The organism is Rhodococcus sp. MSC1_016 (genome assembly GCF_023667485.2).
Lineage (GTDB): Bacteria > Actinomycetota > Actinomycetes > Mycobacteriales > Mycobacteriaceae > Rhodococcus_F > Rhodococcus_F oxybenzonivorans.
Window position 1 is genome coordinate 218,806 of record NZ_JAMOZI020000002.1, and the last position, 17,696, is coordinate 236,501.

At 63.9% G+C, this 17,696-nt stretch carries 18 protein-coding genes; 5 read left to right on the forward strand and 13 right to left on the reverse strand.

Going from position 1 to position 17,696, the window contains the following annotated elements; all coding sequences use genetic code 11:
* Positions 1-547 precede the first annotated feature (547 nt).
* The 3 genes from L1080_RS33335 to L1080_RS33345 all read right to left on the reverse strand — a co-directional run bounded on the left by L1080_RS33335 (position 548) and on the right by L1080_RS33345 (position 2,652).
* Positions 548-1,588, reverse strand: a complete 1,041-nt coding sequence (locus tag L1080_RS33335) for a hypothetical protein (RefSeq protein WP_250775549.1) — start codon at positions 1,586-1,588, stop codon at positions 548-550.
* Between the two features lie 96 nt (positions 1,589-1,684).
* On the reverse strand, positions 1,685-1,975 hold the full coding sequence (locus L1080_RS33340; protein ID WP_250775547.1) for a hypothetical protein: 291 nt from the start codon (positions 1,973-1,975) through the stop codon (positions 1,685-1,687).
* A 134-nt stretch (positions 1,976-2,109) separates the two neighbouring features.
* Positions 2,110-2,652: a hypothetical protein gene (locus tag L1080_RS33345; protein WP_250775545.1), complete on the reverse strand. Its 543-nt coding sequence runs from the start codon at positions 2,650-2,652 to the stop codon at positions 2,110-2,112.
* Positions 2,653-2,793: 141 nt separating this feature from the next.
* On the opposite strand from L1080_RS33345, the gene L1080_RS33350 reads away from it, so the two are divergent.
* Positions 2,794-3,135: a hypothetical protein gene (locus L1080_RS33350; RefSeq protein ID WP_250775543.1), complete on the forward strand. Its 342-nt coding sequence runs from the start codon at positions 2,794-2,796 to the stop codon at positions 3,133-3,135.
* A gap of 693 nt (positions 3,136-3,828) precedes the next feature.
* On the opposite strand, the gene L1080_RS33355 is transcribed toward L1080_RS33350, so the two are convergent.
* The 4 genes from L1080_RS33355 to L1080_RS33370 all read right to left on the reverse strand — a co-directional run bounded on the left by L1080_RS33355 (position 3,829) and on the right by L1080_RS33370 (position 7,653).
* The gene (locus L1080_RS33355) at positions 3,829-4,719 is read right to left on the reverse strand and encodes a TolB family protein (RefSeq protein ID WP_250775533.1); all 891 of its coding nucleotides are present in this window, start codon (positions 4,717-4,719) and stop codon (positions 3,829-3,831) included.
* A gap of 578 nt (positions 4,720-5,297) precedes the next feature.
* Positions 5,298-6,362 (reverse strand): ABC transporter permease, encoded by a 1,065-nt coding sequence (locus L1080_RS33360; protein ID WP_250775531.1) that lies wholly within the window; start codon positions 6,360-6,362, stop codon positions 5,298-5,300.
* Entirely contained in the window at positions 6,359-7,240 is an 882-nt protein-coding gene (locus tag L1080_RS33365; protein WP_250775529.1) for an ABC transporter ATP-binding protein, read from the reverse strand. The genes L1080_RS33360 and L1080_RS33365 overlap by 4 nt, the downstream gene beginning before the upstream one ends.
* Entirely contained in the window at positions 7,237-7,653 is a 417-nt protein-coding gene (locus L1080_RS33370; RefSeq protein WP_250775527.1) for a GntR family transcriptional regulator, read from the reverse strand. The genes L1080_RS33365 and L1080_RS33370 overlap by 4 nt, the downstream gene beginning before the upstream one ends.
* A gap of 288 nt (positions 7,654-7,941) precedes the next feature.
* Here L1080_RS33370 and L1080_RS33375 point away from each other — a divergent pair, with 288 nt between their 5' ends.
* Positions 7,942-9,054, forward strand: coding sequence for a hypothetical protein (locus tag L1080_RS33375; protein ID WP_250775518.1), 1,113 nt, complete (start codon positions 7,942-7,944; stop codon positions 9,052-9,054).
* Between the two features lie 79 nt (positions 9,055-9,133).
* Entirely contained in the window at positions 9,134-9,895 is a 762-nt protein-coding gene (locus L1080_RS33380; RefSeq protein WP_250775516.1) for a hypothetical protein, read from the forward strand.
* A 41-nt stretch (positions 9,896-9,936) separates the two neighbouring features.
* On the opposite strand, the gene L1080_RS33385 is transcribed toward L1080_RS33380, so the two are convergent.
* From L1080_RS33385 to L1080_RS33400, 4 genes are all read right to left on the reverse strand, one after another.
* Entirely contained in the window at positions 9,937-11,112 is a 1,176-nt protein-coding gene (locus L1080_RS33385) for an SMI1/KNR4 family protein (RefSeq protein WP_250775514.1), read from the reverse strand.
* Between the two features lie 415 nt (positions 11,113-11,527).
* The gene (locus tag L1080_RS33390; protein WP_250775505.1) at positions 11,528-11,974 is read right to left on the reverse strand and encodes a hypothetical protein; all 447 of its coding nucleotides are present in this window, start codon (positions 11,972-11,974) and stop codon (positions 11,528-11,530) included.
* Positions 11,975-12,339: 365 nt separating this feature from the next.
* The gene (locus L1080_RS33395) at positions 12,340-13,935 is read right to left on the reverse strand and encodes a hypothetical protein (protein WP_250775503.1); all 1,596 of its coding nucleotides are present in this window, start codon (positions 13,933-13,935) and stop codon (positions 12,340-12,342) included.
* Positions 13,936-14,170: 235 nt separating this feature from the next.
* Positions 14,171-14,644, reverse strand: coding sequence for a hypothetical protein (locus tag L1080_RS33400; RefSeq protein WP_250775501.1), 474 nt, complete (start codon positions 14,642-14,644; stop codon positions 14,171-14,173).
* A 224-nt stretch (positions 14,645-14,868) separates the two neighbouring features.
* Here L1080_RS33400 and L1080_RS33405 point away from each other — a divergent pair, with 224 nt between their 5' ends.
* Complete coding sequence (locus tag L1080_RS33405; RefSeq protein ID WP_250775491.1) at positions 14,869-15,792, forward strand: barstar family protein; 924 nt, start codon at positions 14,869-14,871, stop codon at positions 15,790-15,792.
* A gap of 263 nt (positions 15,793-16,055) precedes the next feature.
* On the opposite strand, the gene L1080_RS33410 is transcribed toward L1080_RS33405, so the two are convergent.
* Both L1080_RS33410 and L1080_RS33415 read right to left on the reverse strand, forming a co-directional pair.
* Entirely contained in the window at positions 16,056-16,505 is a 450-nt protein-coding gene (locus tag L1080_RS33410) for a hypothetical protein (RefSeq protein ID WP_250775489.1), read from the reverse strand.
* A 100-nt stretch (positions 16,506-16,605) separates the two neighbouring features.
* Entirely contained in the window at positions 16,606-16,923 is a 318-nt protein-coding gene (locus tag L1080_RS33415; RefSeq protein ID WP_250775758.1) for a hypothetical protein, read from the reverse strand.
* A gap of 380 nt (positions 16,924-17,303) precedes the next feature.
* On the opposite strand from L1080_RS33415, the gene L1080_RS33420 reads away from it, so the two are divergent.
* On the forward strand, positions 17,304-17,645 hold the full coding sequence (locus L1080_RS33420) for a metal-sensitive transcriptional regulator (RefSeq protein WP_250775738.1): 342 nt from the start codon (positions 17,304-17,306) through the stop codon (positions 17,643-17,645).
* Positions 17,646-17,696: the final 51 nt, after the last annotated feature.

A 17,696-nucleotide genomic window follows, 5' to 3' on the forward strand; every position in this document is an offset into this window, starting at 1 on the left:
ACGATCAGCTCGCTGGATTCGGTGCGACCTTCGGCGGTTCACCGATCCCCTGCTCTCGACACCGAGGATGATCCGTACAGCACCGAGCGTCCGAGTCGTCGGACCCAGGATGTCGCCCTCAAGCAGCCGCTGAATAATCCGATCCAGGTGGGGTCGCAATGCTTCCGCACCGCCGGCGTGTGCGATGTGAAAGTTCTTGGCGTCGACCTCGCCCTGCGCAGGGCGTCGACCTGGTGGTCTGTGTCCTTGTCTGCGCTGGGGACGCGCGAGCCGATCAGCATGTGTTGAAAAATTCAACGGTTTTCGACGCAGGTTACCGACGCTTTTTCGGCGACCTTCCGCAGTTCGTAGCAGTTGTCACATAACCTTCGATTCTCGACAAAGTTGTGGGTGGATCGGAGTGGGACCGCGTCGCACCCGATCCGTTTGGCGCCCCGGCAATGGGAATATCACCGGACGGGGCTATCGGGTTCGTGCTGGTCAGCGAGTTTCGATCAGGGTTCCGCTTTCGGGACGAGCCGGTGAGGGTTCCGCTTGCGGTCTCGCCTCAGGGGCCGTCCGAGCCGCCGAAGACGAGTTCCGGTGTGCCGACGACAGGATCGCCTGGGTGTAGTTGCTGTTGCAGAATCGCGAATGCGGTCGCGTCGAGGGTGCCCGCGGAGATGTGGCATGCCCAGTCGAAGTCCTCGGTAGACCAGGCGACCTGGTGTCCATTCGCCTTCACTTTCACCTTCCACGGTTCCTTTGAACGGGGTCGCCTGATAAGCCAGCCCGCATGTTGGCCGAACCCGTTGTTCGGTCCAAGCGAAGCAGAGAAGGCTCCGGATTCTCGATCTGTCAGGTCGACCAGGGGCGGGGTGAAGTCCATCAGTACCGGCACGTATATCGGTTCGGCGGTGACGTTCTCGTGGAACCACTGCATCGACTCGTCCCACTGAGGGTCACCCCGGCCGGCGAGGGCGCGTGATTCGAGGTCGGTGACCACCGGGCCGTTCCAGGTGAACAGTGCCGGATCGATCGGTGAGCCGACGGTGACGTCCGTGTACGTAGCGCCGGTGACCCCGTCACCGGAATGCTGTTCCAGGACGGCACCGCTTTCGGCGTCGACGACCAGACGCAGCGACGGACGGGGCATCGCCCTGCTTTCGCGCGGCGCCAGATCCACCGACCAGCTGCGGCGGCCGAGGCAGTCCAGATCAGTCACCGGACCGGTCGGGCGGGCGTGGTGGTCCCCGACCCAGTGACTGACGGGCCGGGTGATGACCAGTTCGCGGCCGGGGCCATAGAACTGCACGTTGCGGAGTGCGGTGCAGCGCGGCCGTTGCGGATCGGAGGTGAAGTACCAAGCGGCGTCGCCGTCGGTCATAAAGAGCAGCTCCCCCTCCATCGACTCGATCCGGGACCGGCGTCCCCAGCGATACAGGCGGACGCCGCCTGGTCGAAGACGCGGAAGGACGGGTGTTTCACCATAGGAGCCGCTAGAGAAGCGCCACGGTTCGTCGGAGCGGCGGTACGGGACGACCACGCCCTGCACCGGCTGCTTCGGCCCGTCGGCCATGGTCACCAGCATTTCGACCCATTCGGTCATAGGAACTCCTCCTCGTTGCACAGCTGGGCGTCGAAAAGGCGATCGCTGACCAGGTGACGAGCGACCGGACCCGACGTCGGCATGGAGTTTTCGGTTCTATCTGACCAAGAAGGCGGAGTCACCGGTGACGTCCGAGTCGCCATCCGATCCGAACGCGGCACCGGCGGCGCCCACGAGTCCGCCGAGCACGGCGCCACCGACCACCATGCCGATGAGGAACGGGGTTGTTCCAGAGGTCTCCATGGTTCCGACGGTTCCCTCGCCTAGAGGGGTATAGCCAGCGGTGTACAACGTCACGGGAAGCGACAGCCACCACAGAAACAATCCAGCGGCCAGGAGCCCGCAAAGAAGGCCGATACCCGCACTGACCGTGATTATTCGGCGCATGCCTGGATTCTCTCACTGGGAGTGCCCAATTCCTCGGTTGTCGGCGATCGATGACCGCCAAGGAGCGGATGCCCGGTCACCGATCGGCAACCGGTAACGGATAGGGCTTCGGGACGACATCGAGGAACACCGAGTCAGTGCGGAGGCTCGAGCTCGCGATAGCGCTCAGGTGGTGGGCCGTCACCGGCCCAGTACTCGGTCCCGTTGTCCCACCACGGGCGCACAATCACCGAGGGCGCTCGAACGCGTGCCCACATGAGCGCTTCGTCGACCGAGGTGAACTCCGGAGACATCTCGTACGATTCCTCGCCGCCCCAGGAGCCTTGGTAGATGCCCTCGTCCTCGGCCAGAACAGGTCGAGCCCACTGCACCGGCCCGGGCTCACCGGCCGGAATCCGCCGCCAGGTCATGTGCACCACTCCACACCGCCCGATCGCACCGAGTAGATCGTCACCCACGGCGATGAGTCGGCTCGCCTCGTTCTTGTCACGTTCGGCGACTCGTGGATCATTCAGAACCTCGACCAGTCGCTCCTGGACCTCGCCGACTTGATCATCGGTAAGTGGATCATCCCGAAGGGCCTCGACGATGCGGTGATGCAGGTCTGGACGCCCGACGCTCTGAAGGTCGTTCGCGAGCGTGAGCGCGGGTTTGTCGAACACCGAGCGGCGGCCCATCTACCGATGGTATGTCGGAATCCGGATAACCATCCACGATCGGTGACCGTCTATCGCTCCAGACCGGGCGGTCGGCCACCCCCGTCCATTCCGTGGGCGATTCCTTCGCCCGGTCCCTCGAGTGGCACGGATACTGACTGAGTGGAGCGGGACGAGGCGATCGCGACGAATCGGATACAGCGCGGTACTCCGGTGGCCTATAGGTGGCAGGACACCGACCGCGACATTCTCAATCCGGCGTCGCAACCTGCCCTGCTATTTCATGGACATCCAGGACGAATCACCGACCCGACGCTGCAACACGTCCAGGTGGATTGGGTGGGTCTTGAGGATGAGCCAGCGAGCTTCGCCGTCGGATTCTGCCCGACCACCGTCGACGGTGGATGGGCCGGCCCTACGGTGCCGGGGTTGGCAGAGATTTCGGAGGACGAGTTCAGGGTGCGGAAGCAACGAATTGAGAGCGGCCAGCGCCCTCTGCCGTGACCCGCTCCAGCGGTGTCCGGTCATGGATCCGCTTTCGGGACGAGCGCAGAGATCTCGAGGGTGCGCGCTGGCGCGCCGATCTCGTCCCGGTGCAGGTTCCCCAACCGGAAGTCCCGAGGCGTGCGACGATCGCAGTGCTCGATCGAAACCGCCTGAGGACTTGGTGACACGAAGGAGTTAACGGGCAAAACCCAGAGGTCACGAGCCGGCTCGCCGCATTGGACGCAGTTCTGTGGGCGATAGACAACCGTCACGAGCTTGATGACCTTGCTCTTGCATCAGCGAACGAGGCGGAGCTAGTCGCTGAACTACAGCGCCTCCATGGTTTCACTGACGAACAGTGTGGCTTCGTCTTACCTCCTCTGCCAGAGTTCTGACTCAGCAGTATCGGAACAAGATCGCGGCGGAGCGCGAAGTAGTGCTGAAAGACCTGCGCGACTAGGGAGACTCCATCTTGCTGTGACAGTTCCATTACGTCACCAGTTGTCGGTCCGTGGGTTGAGAATTTACTGAGTCACCGCAACCGTATCGCTGACCGGCCCTCGATGTGGTCCGCTGGGCCGGTTTCGCGGTCATCGGTTGACCGCGTCATCACCTTCGGAGTAGCTAGGGCGCGGGCGGGCTACCGGCAGCCGCTCGTGGTCGGCGGTCCGCACTTCCTCGCCCCGGGGCGGTGCGGCCTGATCAGCGATATCACTGTCCCCCGCCGATACTCGGATACTGGGCAGTGATCGACCGAGGCGTCAACCGTTTCTGGTCGGAGCCGTCGGGATTCATCGAGGCGAGCTCTGCACGGTTTGAGGTGGATATATCGACGACCAGCTCCCCTGATTGCGTGGTTGCTCTGGTGTAGAGGATGCGCGAGCCGTCGGGGGTGAACTGCGGATGCACCGCGTACGTGTCGGTCAGTGGCATGATCTCTCCACCACCGGCCGGCATCGAGTAGATCTCGGAGCCGTTGTTGCCGCCGCGGTTACTCGAGAAGACCAGCGTGGAACCGTCGGGTGAGTACGCGGGGTCCGCGTTCCAGAACTGGTCCCGCAAAAGCACCTTCGATTCCCCACCCGTCGTTGGCACCTCGACAATGTATCCGTCGGCGGTGAAGACCACCCGCGAACCGTCCGGGGAGAACGTCGCCACGGATCCGGACTCAGCCGGAGCGATGACGCGCAAGTCGGAACCGTCAGTACTCATGATGCTGATACTGCCGTCGCTCTTGGAGAATGCGATCGAGGACCCGTCCGGCGAGAAGACAGGCTGATAGCCGTCTTCTTGAACAGTCCTCACTTCATCCGATTCGAGCTCCACGACGTCGATGAATCTGCCTCCGTGGGTGTAGGCCAACTGCGCACCGTCTGGTGACAGCGCGGCGTAATTTCCCCACCGGCCGTCGGACATGTCGTCAGCCACGGTCGGGGTGACCTGCCGTAGGCCGCTGCCATCGACGTTCGCCACGAAGACCTGACCCCACCCGTCGTCGAAGGACACGATCACCGGGGTCGTCGCGGGTGGCGAGTCATCCGCGCATGCCGTGACGACGACGGATGCGGCGACGAGAACGGGCAACAACCGCGAGGACCGCATCAGATGATCATTGCACGCTACAAACCCCCTGAGGGCACGTGCGCGACACAGAGCAGGGCGGCGGGCCAGATGTCGTTGGATCAGATGCACTCGGCGCGGTTCGCCACCTGAACGAAACTGCGACAAGTACGGCACCCGCTGCCCGAATGTCCACTCCTAGCGGCGGTCACTACTGGGCTCGTAGTTCGCCCAGTCGCCGTAGTGTGTGAAGACAATCCAGGACTCCCCATGCCATTCGACGGCTCGTTCAGTCCGCATGTACACGCAGCGCCCATGGCTACGGATCTGGGCGACGGGCTGGTCAGGGGAGCACATCTGACGGCCTCTGTACGGACCTATCTCTCGTTCGTCGACGTCGAGATACTGCCCATCGAGGTTTCCTCCTTCGAACGCACATCTCATACCCGGACTCTATGGACGGGCCAGGCAGGAAGGCCACACCGCGTGCCGCTGTTACCGGAGCGGCGGCGCTCAGGACATGACGGGCAGTCCCTCGGCAACCGTTCCGAGTCTGATCCACGAAGTTCCGAGTCTGATCCACGCAATCAACCGGCGTGGCGATCGACGGTTGTTCCAGATCACGGGCGGAGGCGACGCAACCCCCACCGCGCGGGCACGAGGAACGCCGCCGCGATCAGGAGGACGAGCGCGGTTTCGGTGAGTTGGAACTGCCGGAACCTGTTGTCGGCGTGATAGCGCACCTCGAAGTGGTCGGCGCCCTGCGTTCGCAGGCAGGTCTCGTAGTCCCGCTGCTGCTCTTGGTAGAGGATTTCGGTGCGGGCGTTGTAGTCGGCGTACGTCTCGTCCGGGCGTTGACCGAAGTCGTCGTCACTGTAGATCGCCCGAGCACAGTGCTGCTGGTCGATGTCGACGGCGTTCCCGCCGGCGTCGACGTAGTCCGATCCGATCGTCCAGGAATCGAACCAGAAGCCGGTGTTTCCGGAGGAGGCGTATGCCGCAGCGCCGCTGAGCGGCCGGGCATCGATACTTGGCGGCGCGTAGTGCGGACGGGCCCCGAGTTGCAGTCCGACCATGATCGCCACCGTCGCGATGAGGGTGATCACCATCGCGCCAAGGGTGTTTCGCACGATGAGCGCCGCAGCGCTGCCGATGATCGGGGCAAGGAGCGTGTTCGTGCCGAGGACCAATCCGGAGGATTGAAACAGCGGGAAGGTCAGCCGGGAGAGGCCGATTCCGGATCCGGAGATGAAGGCGCCGCTCTTCGCGCCCCCGTAGGAGCGGGTCCATTCGAGGATGAACCCGAGCACCGTCATCAGGGCACTGATCGGTAGGAACACCACCAGGATCCGCATCCAGAACCACCGGGCGCGGCTGACGGACTGGGACAGGCCCAGCACGTGAGTGCCCTGCTCGATATCACGGGAGAACACGGTCACTCCGACCAGCAGGCCGAACAGGACCGGCAATGCCGCCGCGATCACCGTGGTGGCGGTGAGGACCGATTCGGCCCTACAGACGCCGGGGGTGGAGCCGAAGCAGTAGAAGAAGGTGCCGAACCCTCGGGCACTGGGATCGGCCGTGACGATCCGGCCGGCGACCACGGCGGCCAGCGCCAGCACCACGATCGTGCCGAGCGCGGCTACGATGCTGCTTCGGTGGTGTCGCCACGTCACCCAGATCATGCGCGTTCCTCTTTCTGTTCGGCCAGGTGCGCGAGCACGATCTCGTCGATGGCGGGTTGCTCGAGCAGCCACTCGCCGAGGTGCGGTGGGCGCGGCCCGTGGACCAGATAGATGGTCGTTCGGGTGCCGTCACGGGATTCGATGATCGCTCCCTGCCCGATAACCTGCTGCGGGTCACCGGGGCCGGTGAGCAGGTAGTGCTCCTCGAGGAGTTCGTCGAGGCCGCCGGTCAGGCGGATACGCCCGCGATCGAGGAGGAGGAGTTGATCGGCGACATCGGTCAACTCGACGAGGATGTGCGAGGACAACACGACGGTGGTGCCGTACTCGGCGGCGTCCCGCATCAGGGTCTGTGCCACCGATCGCCGTGCCACCGGATCGAGATCCGCCAACGGCTCGTCCAGCAGAACGACGTCGGGTCGGCGGCCGAGGGCCAGTGCCACTGCTATCCGCGCTCGCTGCCCCGGTGAGAGCGATCGGATCTTCACCGCCAGGGGCACGTCCGCTTCCGTGACCAGACGGTTCGCGTAGGCGTTGTCCCACTGCGTATTCGTCCGCTGCCCGAAGCGCAGCATCTCGGCGACGGTGAACTTGCCGTAGAGCGGCTTGTGCTGAGCGAGGTACGACAATCCCGGGCTGATCCCCGATTGACTGGGCGAGCGGCCGAGTACCGACACGGACCCGCTCTGCGGTGTCAGCAAGCCCACCGCGACCGACATCAACGTCGATTTTCCTGCCCCGTTTCGACCGACTAACGCGGTGACGCTGCCGGGCACCACATCGAACGAGCAGCCGTCCAAGGCGTACGTCTTACCGAAACGCATGCACACCTCTCGCATCGACAGGGCACTGCGGGACGCGTCGGGTGTGTCCCTCATGTGGATCCTTTCGTGTCGGTGTCGTACTGCACGTTCAGCTCCGCCGCGACGAGGGCTTCGAGGTCGGCCCGGTCCAACCCGGCATCCCGGCCGTGCCGAACCCATCGCGCGAGCTCCGCCCGCAAAGCCGACTGCTCGGCCATGCCAGGCTTCGCCAACGTGCCGATCACGAAAGTCCCCGCACCCGGCCGGGCCTCGACCAACCCGTCCCGTTCGAGTTCCCGGTACGCCTTGAGCACGGTGTTCGGGTTGATGGCCAGCGCCGAGACGACGTCCTTCGCTGTGGGGAGCCGATCCCCTTGGCGCAATTCCCCCAGCCGCAGTGCCTGTTTCGTCTGCAGCACCAACTGCACGTACGTGGGGATGCCCGATCTGCGATCGATGCGGAAGGAGACCATCAAACCCACTTCCACTACAACATTAGTGAAATAGATATTAGCTCTGCGCCGACCCCGAATACCGCGTTCTTCTGCAGTTGGCAGCCGCCAGGCATTCAGTACCGGCCGGTGCGGCGACGCACCGCAGGACGAACGTTGGTTGGGGCATGTACGTCGAACCCGTGCCGCTCAGCTTGATCCCGTAAGCGGATCGTTGATCGGTTCTCCTGGTTCCCCGAGTGCATATGGCACTGTGAGCGGATGGTTGAGGCCGATTGCAGGAGTGATCCGTACGGGTTGCAGGCATCGTCGAGAGGTGGTGGTGTGGCCCGCATTATGGCGTTGGCCGCGGTAATTATGGCTGCTGCCTCTTGCAGCACAGCACCGCAGTATCCGGGTGCGAACATCGAAACGCTGCCCGCGAATGCCGTAGGAGCCGTGTCCCTCGGCGGCCTCACCGTCGAATCATCAGGTGGTCGGACCCTGGTGTTCGTCTTCGACGAAAGTGGAAACGTCGTCGGCCGTATGGAAAACGGACGCGTCGACGGCAACCAGGTCGTGGCCTCACACCACAACGTGGTCACCGCCTCCTCCCGGGCAGTGACCACATTGACCGACACCGCCCGCATCGATACCCCGATCACCGAGCACACCGTTGCGTCGATCTCGAATAACCCGGACAGCGGCGCCACCACGATCTGGTTCAACAGCGGCCGCTCGAACAACTACGTGTCCGTCAGTGCCGAACACTGGATTCTGCAGGGTTCCGTTCCCGGCATGGTCCGCACGACGGCCTACTGTGGTGACCGTCACTTCGCGGTCGTCGACAACTGGCAGGCTGTTGATGCTCCCATCCCGAATCGGCTGTACGAACTGCCGCCCGGAGGAGAGCTGGTGGTGCGAGGCGAATGGGACAGCCCGAGCGATTACGGCCCCGCCTCACGCACATCGGTCTGCTCGCCAGACGGACAATCGATCCTCGCCCTCTACGGCACCTACCGTTACGGAATGGATGAGACCGTCGGTCCTGCTATGACCCTGGTGACGATCGATGTCGTGGATGGATCGCGAATCGAAACGCCACTGGTGATGCCCGAGGCTCGCGGTGGTGTCATTCGCGGAACCATGGCGGTGATGGGCGACCGGTTGTTCTGGCTCAACGAGGACGCAGACGTGCTGTCGGTTCCCGTTGCGGGATCGCCGACGGTAACCCATGAATGGACAATTCCCGAGGGTGCCGACGCCACCGTAAGCTCGGTGAGCGGCTCCGTTGTCACCGCCGTCAACTACAAGGGCCGCCCTGTGTTCTCCCAGTACGACCTGCTCACCGGAAACGCTCTCCGGGACCCCATCGAGTTGCCGTGGCTGGAATCGATCGTCGGATCCCCAGCGGGTGACACCACCTATGCGATCTCGAGTGTCACCGCCACCCCATGACCTGAGAGCGATCGGTTATCGCTCAGTCTCGTACGTGGCTGTCAGTACCCGGATCTTCGCGATGTGGTGCAGTAGGACCATGGCCTGGGATCCCGAAACGACTGATAGCCAGGACTGGGCCGAGCGCGGCCTCCGATTGGCAGCCGATACCACCGCCGGCACCTGGATCGTCGAACACGTGCACAACTTCGACCACACTGTCGCCGCCCTAGTGCCACCAGTGTTTCCCGCGTACGCCCGGATCTTCCACCCCGCGACCACCCTTGACGACGAGCCCGTGCGTTGGGCAGCTGTCGCCGCGGCCAACGGCACCATCGCGCACCCCGTCATGGAATGGGGATCCATCGTGGGTAGCTGGCACACCAGCGAACAGGAGGGTCTGTGGCACGACGCCCCGGTCACCGGCTCGTTACCCGCGCGAACAACACGCGCGCTGGCCGACATCCTTCGACGGTTCACGTCCACACCGGAGCTGTGCTGGTTCGCCCACTGGGAAGGATCCGGCTACATCACGCCGTCGTCGAACTACCCTCGGCTGCCCATGCCTAGTCGAGACATGATCCTCTTCTCGGGAAGTATCGACCTGGCAGATATCCAGTTTGGGGCCGACAAGCAGTTTCCGGGAGGGATGAGCGCGCACCTGTGGTGGCCCGACGACCACGCCTGGTGTGTAGCGACGGACATCGATCTGATGACGACATACCTGGGAGCGTCAGCGGAATGCGTCGACACCGTTCTCGCCGACGCCGCACTCGAAGCGCTTTCCGCGACACCTGATCAAAGGGTCACCTGGGATAGCGACACCATCAACCCTCTACCCGCGAGCCCATCGGGACTATGACCAGTGACGTAAGCCCATCCCTGAACGGTGGGGCCCGGCGGTCAGGGCACGTACTGCCAGCTCAGTTTTCCTTCGGTCACTGTGGCTTTCCATCTGCCGTCGAAGGCCACGCCGACCTCGAGGCTGTTGGCGAGATCGGTGAGCATTGCACCCAGTGACACCCATCGGGGTCCGGCCACATCGGTGTCGACTTTGTCGAACTCGGTTATGCACCCGTGCAGGTCACCGGGGCGGGCATCGACGAACAGGAGGTTGCCGTCGAGCCCGGCGAAAGGAATGAACTCCGGTAGATAGGTCCACGCGATCTCGCCAGCGACACTGTCGCCTCCTCCGTTCGCGGATGCACGGCCCATCTCCTCGTCGAGTTCACCCCAGATATCGAGTTCCATCTGCCGCTCCTGCACGAGGCGCTCGAGATCGAACAGCTCGTGGGCCGGCAGCAGGGAGACCCAGTCCTCGTGGGGGAATCCATTGATCTGCTCGAAGAACACGACCAGCTCGGCGGGCCACGCGATGCCGGTGGCATCGACGGCCTGGGCGACTTCTGCGCGGCCGGCGCCGATGATCGGGGCGGAGGTGAGGTTGGTGCGCAACCATTGTGCGATCCGCGTCCACTGCTCGGTCACCGACCCGGCCGAGGTCGGGGACTGGGTCGATGAACCATGCGCTGCGTCCTCAGTAGTGTCCTCGGCCGGGAGCGGTGCGGGCTGAGTCGGGTCCGTGGTGAGCATCCGAGGCACGTAGCTGTCCCCGATCTTCACCGTCGTCAACGGCAGCGGACGCTCGGCCGGCCAGAGCTGCAACAGAACGGCCACATCACCGCGATCGGCGTCGCGACCTCGCGCATGGACCCGCACCTGCCACAACCCGGGATCGACGGCATCGACCGCGGTCAACCCGGCGATGTCCTCGATCGAGGTCTCGGTCCCCGACGGATGCGGGATCAGAGAGAGCTGGTCGGTGACGACGACCGTGCCTTCCTCGATCGTCTCCCACCCGGCAGCCGTGTCCGCCGGGGGTGCGGTCAGCACACCGATCGTGACCTCTACTGGACCGTAGGTTGCACCCGTGTAGATCACAAGGAAATCGTTGCCCAAGAAGATGAGTCGGCCACACGAATCGGAACTGAAATCCCCGTTCTGAAGGCCGGCCTCACCTGCCATGGTCTGCAGAAAGAGCACAGGAACTCTCAGATCGATCGTTCGGCGCGATTCCATCCCTGGATGGTCTCATCCGCTGGCCTCGCACTCTCGCATCGGACTGGGAGATTGGACATCTCATCTCGCCGCATGAGGTAGCCGGTAGCCGATCGACCAGCGGGGCGACCGCGGACGTTCGGCTGCGTTAGTACTCGTCCTTGAATGCGGCGTGCAGTCGATCGACGTCAGCACCGTAAGTGTGCGATGCGTGTGAGAGTGTGCGTAACACGGCAGCGAGCGGGTTTGGGTTAAGTGCGCTGAAGTATGGCGTGATAGGGGAGGTTTGCTCCGCCGTGGTCGAACGGTCCGTGCAGCTCATGAAGCGGTCGGACCGGTTCGTCCTTGTCGTTCGCATGGTCGATCTGCCACCTGCTGAAGACGTGCTGGATGTTGTCGAATGGAGCAGGTGGTGGCTGATCGCTACTGAGTGCGGTTAGTCCGGAGCGACCCATTCGCGGTGAGCGAGGCCTGCGTAGTCGTACGCACGAATTGCACACCAGCGAGCGGCCTTCCGTTGCGTGGGCTCATCCATCCCGATGATTCTTCGCAACAAATCGGCGTCGTAGGCGAGGAGCTGGTCGGCCCCTGGGATATGTGTGACCGGGGTAAACCCCTGGGTGACCCATTCAGCCTCGGCAAGCTCTTCGGCCTGAGCAGATGTTCGTATCTGCGCGTCCAGGTTGTTGTCGTCGCCAGCGCGGTCATCTTTGAACTTGACTGCGTGGCCGCCTACTGGCTGAAGCGTGGCCGCAGGATCCTGGCCTTCCAGTGAGTCGCGGACCATGTCTTCGATCGTGTGCGGGGGATCTCCGTCGATGACGGGTTCCTCACGGTCTAACAGGTCGCGGTCCTCGTCATCGAGCTCCGTCTCGACGACCACTGGGCGAACATTGCGGGCTCGATACATGAGGCCGTGTTGCGGTGAGGCAGATAGGTCCTCGCGCTCGAAGTCGACGTACTCGCCAGGTAGCAGCTCGGGCGTGCCTTCCACATCCAAGATCTCGCCAGCCTCAACCCAGCAACCGCCCGGTGTTTCGGTAGCGTCGAGAACTCCCCATTGGCCGTGCCAAACGCGAACAGTCCCTCGGACCGGCAACGCGACCTCCAAGCCCTCGCAGATAGACATTGACAGTACCGAGCGGACTACTGCAAGCACCGTTCCGGACAACTGTCGTCGAGCGGGGACAGGAGTACCGCCTTACCGCGTCGGATAGTGGCAGTCTTCCGGAGCCACCGCGATTGGGATCATCCGTGGGTTCGTGAGCGATCGAGCAGGTCGGCGACATCGAGTAGCAGCGGCTCGGTCATTGTCTGATCCGGGATGGCATGCAAGCCACGCGGAGTGGCGGCGACCCACACAGTGCCGGCACCGTCCATGGTGACGTCCGGCTGGGAGCTGCGGATCGGTGTGCTCGAGATCGGCTCGCGGGTGTGAGCATCAAGAAGGGTGAACAGCCAGTATTGGTGCTCGGTTGTGTAGGTAGGACGCCCGGGGAGCGGCCACCACCCCCCGCGGCCCGTGCCGTCGGAGGGATGCCCGACGATCCACATCACGTCCCCGATCTGCCCACCGCCCAGGACCCGGACGGGCAGCGCAACTGCGTCGACGACAGTGAGATCGTCGAGCACACGATAGGCATTGGTGCCGTCGAAGACGGTCGGTGGTATGCCGGCCAGAAACGGTCGGTACGAGTCCACCGCTGTGTTCAGCGGCGGCCCCAGGGTCGCGATGCCGTGCACGTCGACCCGGACCAGTCGGGTCGCGCCCAGGGCACCGGTGCTGACGTCCCGCTGGCGAAACAGCAGCAAAAACCCATCATCGACGGTGCACATCGACTCGAGGTCGCCCCACCCGCTGGCACTGCTCGATTCCGGATCCTGATCCGGTCGGACAAGCACCAATTCGGCAGCGTTGCGGCTCGGCACCGCGACGGCGAGCAGGACCTCGCCGTGGGCGGCGCTGTCGCGGATCGGCTCATCGCTGACCTTGTCCGCGGTGCCGTCCAGGTTGCAGTGGTAGATCCCGTCCCAGCCAGCCACCCAGCACCCTCCCGCATGCGCCCACACGCGCCGGGTTCGGACGGCCGGAGGGTTGTCGAAGATCTGCCCGGTAATCGTGTATTCGATGACCTGGCGGTCGGAGTCGACACGGACGACCAGGGGCAATTCGCGGTCGACCACCCACAGGTCGGTGCCGTGTGCCGACACGGCGCCGGGGACGATACTGGGGCGCAATGGCGGTGGTGAGACGTCGGTAAGGTCCAGATCGACCAGCACCCCCATCTCACGAACGCCGTCGTTGGGGGCGTCAGGGTCGGTGGTTCGGGTGCCACCGGCGAAGAAACGTGGTGCGGTCGTGACCTCGCGGTAGCGGGTTCCGGGTATCTGCTTCCACGGCGAGTGCGGGATCTCGGGATCTCGGTGGTATCGGTCGGCGGCCACCCGCACCCGCGTGATCCGCCCGCGGATCCGTCCGGTGGTGGCGTACGCGAGGTCACCGATCAGTCGGCCCGTGATTTCGACCTGACCGAGTGCCGGACGGCGGGTGTACCAGGTGGCCGTCCACCCGGCACCACGCAACAGGACAGCCCAATCCCACCACTGCTCATCGGTTCCGGGTTGCTGGCGTGTGGGTTTGCCCGAGTGTAGAGGTTCGGCCACAGCTCGGAGGGTGACGATCGACGGATCGGCCGGATCGGTGGGGAACTCTTGGAACAGCAGCGGAAACTCGCCGATCTCCCCGATCTCCGGTGGTGGTGTCTCACCGTCCTCGATCGACAAATCCGTCACCAACACCGACAGGTGTGTTGGAGGACGCCAATTCTCGGCCGGATCGGTCACTCCATCAGCTTGCACGAGGTGGTGCTGTCCTCACCGACTTTCGCAGGATGGTGTCGGCGGCAGGATCCCCACTGGGCAACCGGTGAAAGATCCCGAGGATGGTGCACCGAGATGAGCTATCGCACCGGCCGTCGTCGACGAGGTCCCGGTCAAGGATCCTCAACGGTGGCGGGCCCGAAACCACGCAGCGCGGGTTACCAACATCTCGCCGTAGCGCAGCGCCGCGGTGCCGTGACTAGCCCCACCAGTACGGTGGCTCCTGCTCTGGGTCGTCGAGCACGGCGTCGATTCGTTGGTCGGCCACGATCTGATCTATTGCTTCCACGTCGGCGCCGATGGTTGCGAAGTGCGGATCGACATCGTTGGTCACGCACCAGGCGCGATCTGCTGGCCAAATGAATGCGGGGTCAGGTGAGTAACCGTACGGCCACCGCGCAGGGTCACTGTTGTTCCAGTCTGCATAGTCCGCGAGTGTGCCGCGGAACAGCCAATAGACGCGGTTAGGGATCACGAAGTTGGGCGCGACGTGGATGGCAGTATCTTCCCGTCCGTCCCACATGCAGAAGTAGCACTCATTCGGTGTAGTTGTGTATTGCGACAGGAGGTCCAGTGCGACGCCGACCTGCTCTTTCTCGGTCAGTTCCTTCTGGTCGAACTCGACCTCGTTCGTCTTCTGGCCGGGGAAACTCGGATCGGGTATGAACCTCACCCGCGCATACTTCGAAAATCCGAGCGGACCTCGCCCCGCTAGTCGATACCACGGAAGACCCTGCTTGATTAGCCAATCCGCGGCAGAGGACTCTTTGCACAGTTCAAAGCTCACCTGACCATTGTCTACCGCGACCCCCGATTCGACGTTCCAACAGGGATCGGTAATCGGTCAGGGATCGGCCCTTGAGTCTGTTCGACGGATCAGACGCATAGGCTCTGGAAATGATGCGTAGAGCGGTGTTCGATCCCACCGACAGGGACCTGTTCATCGAGCAGAGACAACGCTTCGACTGGTCTCTGCTACAGAACGGCACCGTGTTCCGGTACGAGGTCGCCTTCCATTTCAACAGCGTCTGCGACCGACTCGCCGGACTCGGATACCTCGTGCACCGGATCGACGGCCACGACTGGACCTCGATCAACGACATGTATGACGCCTTCGCTCGGGCGATGAAGTACGACCGCGACTACGGCCGCGGTCCCGATGCCTTCGAAGACACCCTCAGCGATGTCGCGACCTTTGCCTTCGGCAGTGACCCGTCCACGACCGGCACCGTCCTGGCTATCGCCGGTTTCGACACCGTGGTACAACTCGACCACCACATCGCCCAAGTGACACTCGACGGATTCGCCCGGCAGGCCCGACTTGCGGGTCTGTATGGGCATCCGATGTTGTGCCTGGTCGAGTCGACCGCCACCGACCTCGGGCCCGTCGGCGGAATAGATGTGTACGAGGGCGGCATGTGGGAAGATCCACCACCAGATACCTGGCCGATCGGTGACACAGAGATCGTCGAGTACCAGTTCGAGACCACCGACAGGGACGCCGCCGCGTTCGTCAACGTAATCCGGTCCGTTCTGCCGGAACTGCTTGGCGCCTGGGCACGATGGCAGGTGCTCGCTCCCACCCCACTCGCTATTGACGACGCGGTCGATCAGAAGGCCGAACACCCACTCGGACCCTGCGAGGTAATGGTGTCCTTTGGTGTACGCGGCGAAGGCGATATCGGCGGGGTCGACGAAGCCCTCTACCACGAACTGCATAACGCGGGCATTCGAGTAGGGGCCTCCCGAGTCACCAGCTACCCTTTCGGCGCTGAGCGCGAGCGTGTTCTCGCTAAATACAGTGAACTTGGCGAATCTTGACCCTTCAGCGATCGTCATCCGGTGCCGATAGGCGGTCCCTACCGAGACACCCGCCTTGCCGCAGAGGGACGCGAGCGGTCACCCTCTTGAACCGGAAATCTGACCGAGGGGCCAGGCCACATGGGCGACGTCACCTTCTGATGCGAGTACCACGCATCGTCAGCGGAAGCGGATGGGGAGAAGCGGCGGCACGACGAACGACAGGATCGGCACCGTGCACAGCACCGAAGTGACTGATGCGATCCGCAGCTTTCATCATTCTGTCACTGCAGCCTCAGGAGTGGGGTTGCCGGACGCGGCTCGCTTTCGGGCCATAGGTGCATCAGATAGCGTTCCACCAGATCGTCCCCGGCTTCCTGCAACTCGATACCGGAGTCGCGTCCTGTTGCATAGATACGCACTCGGTATCGGCGGGCCTCGTCGACAAGGCTTGCATCGAGCAACTCCTTGTCCGCGTCCAGATCTCGAAGACCCACGTCGGCGATGCCGAACCGGACCGAGACCTCCTGCCACTCGTCCCATCCCTGCTTTTCCAGGGGTGGTTCCGAGTCCGTCACCTCGACGCGAAAGGCCACGGCACCCAGAGGGGTTCCGGTCGCCACGACGAGGAGACGCTGGTCGTCGACCCAGGTCAGGATGTCGGTGGTCGCCGCCGGCAGATCGGGCATCGGCATTCCGGACTGCTGGAAGGGCAGGGTGGACCCGAACTGCACGTAGAGTGCGGTGTCGATTACGTGTGTTCCTCCGTTCTCGGCACGCTCGCACCTACAGCGCGGGGGTCCATTCGGTTTCTGGTGACAAGAGACAGTGGCTTCATGCGCAGACAGTGTGATTGTTGCAGCGGCGGCCGGTGTGGTCGTCGGCGCTGTAATCGTCGCCGTCGCTGTGGCTGGTCCGTATGCTCGAGGTGACGGTGACGGTGACGGTGTCACCGCACCAGGTCCGGGCATCGACTTCTATGTCACCACCCCGAGCACGGGCGACTACCGCCTGTTCGTCCGGGTGCACGTGCAGGTAGCCGAGGTCGGCGGCCCGCAGGGCCACCAGGTGATCGTACGCGCCGAGGTAGGGCTGCAGATCCGGCAAGATGACCCTGCTCGACGTGATCACCGCCCACGGCGAAGACACCATGCAGGTGCTGCGCCTGGCCGGCGCCCTCGATGGCGCTCTCCTCGGTGTTCGTGGTCAGCAACAGCCTGCGGCTGCGCCGATTCCGGTCCCTCACCGGATAGCCGCAGGCAACGCATTCAGGAGGTGCGGGCGGGGCGTGCACGCCCCACCCGCACCGGTTAATCCGAATCCGGTCCCGAAAGGAAGATCATGGCAACGGTGACAACGACGTTGGTGCGCATCGTCCGACACCCCCCGACCCGGGCGGCGGCCCGGTGCGCGGTGATGTGCGCCGCATCGGCGATCGGCCGCCGCGTCGAGGGCCCACAGCACGCCCCGAATACCCCGGGAGGGCATAATCGGGGGTGCTCGGCATGAGACTCGGATTCCAGGAGGACACCATGGCCACCACTCCCGCGGCCACCCACGCACCTGCCGAGACCGACGGCCATAACCATGCCGCGCACGGCTACATCACCGAAAAAGACGCCTACCTCAAGCGCCTCAAGCGCATCGAAGGCCAGGCCCGCGGACTGCAGCGGATGGTCGAGGAAGACAAGTACTGCATCGACACCCTCACTCAGGTCTCCGCGATGACCAAGGCCTTGCAGGCCGTGGCCATGGGACTGCTCGAAGACCACATCAGTCATTGCGTCGTCGACGCCGCCGTTGCCGGCGGTCCCGAAGCCGACGCGAAGATCAAAGAGGCCACCGACGCGATCGCCCGGCTCGTCCGCTCCTGAAAACCCGGTGCACAGCCCGGCTCGAGGATCAGTCGTCGTCGTCCACCCCGG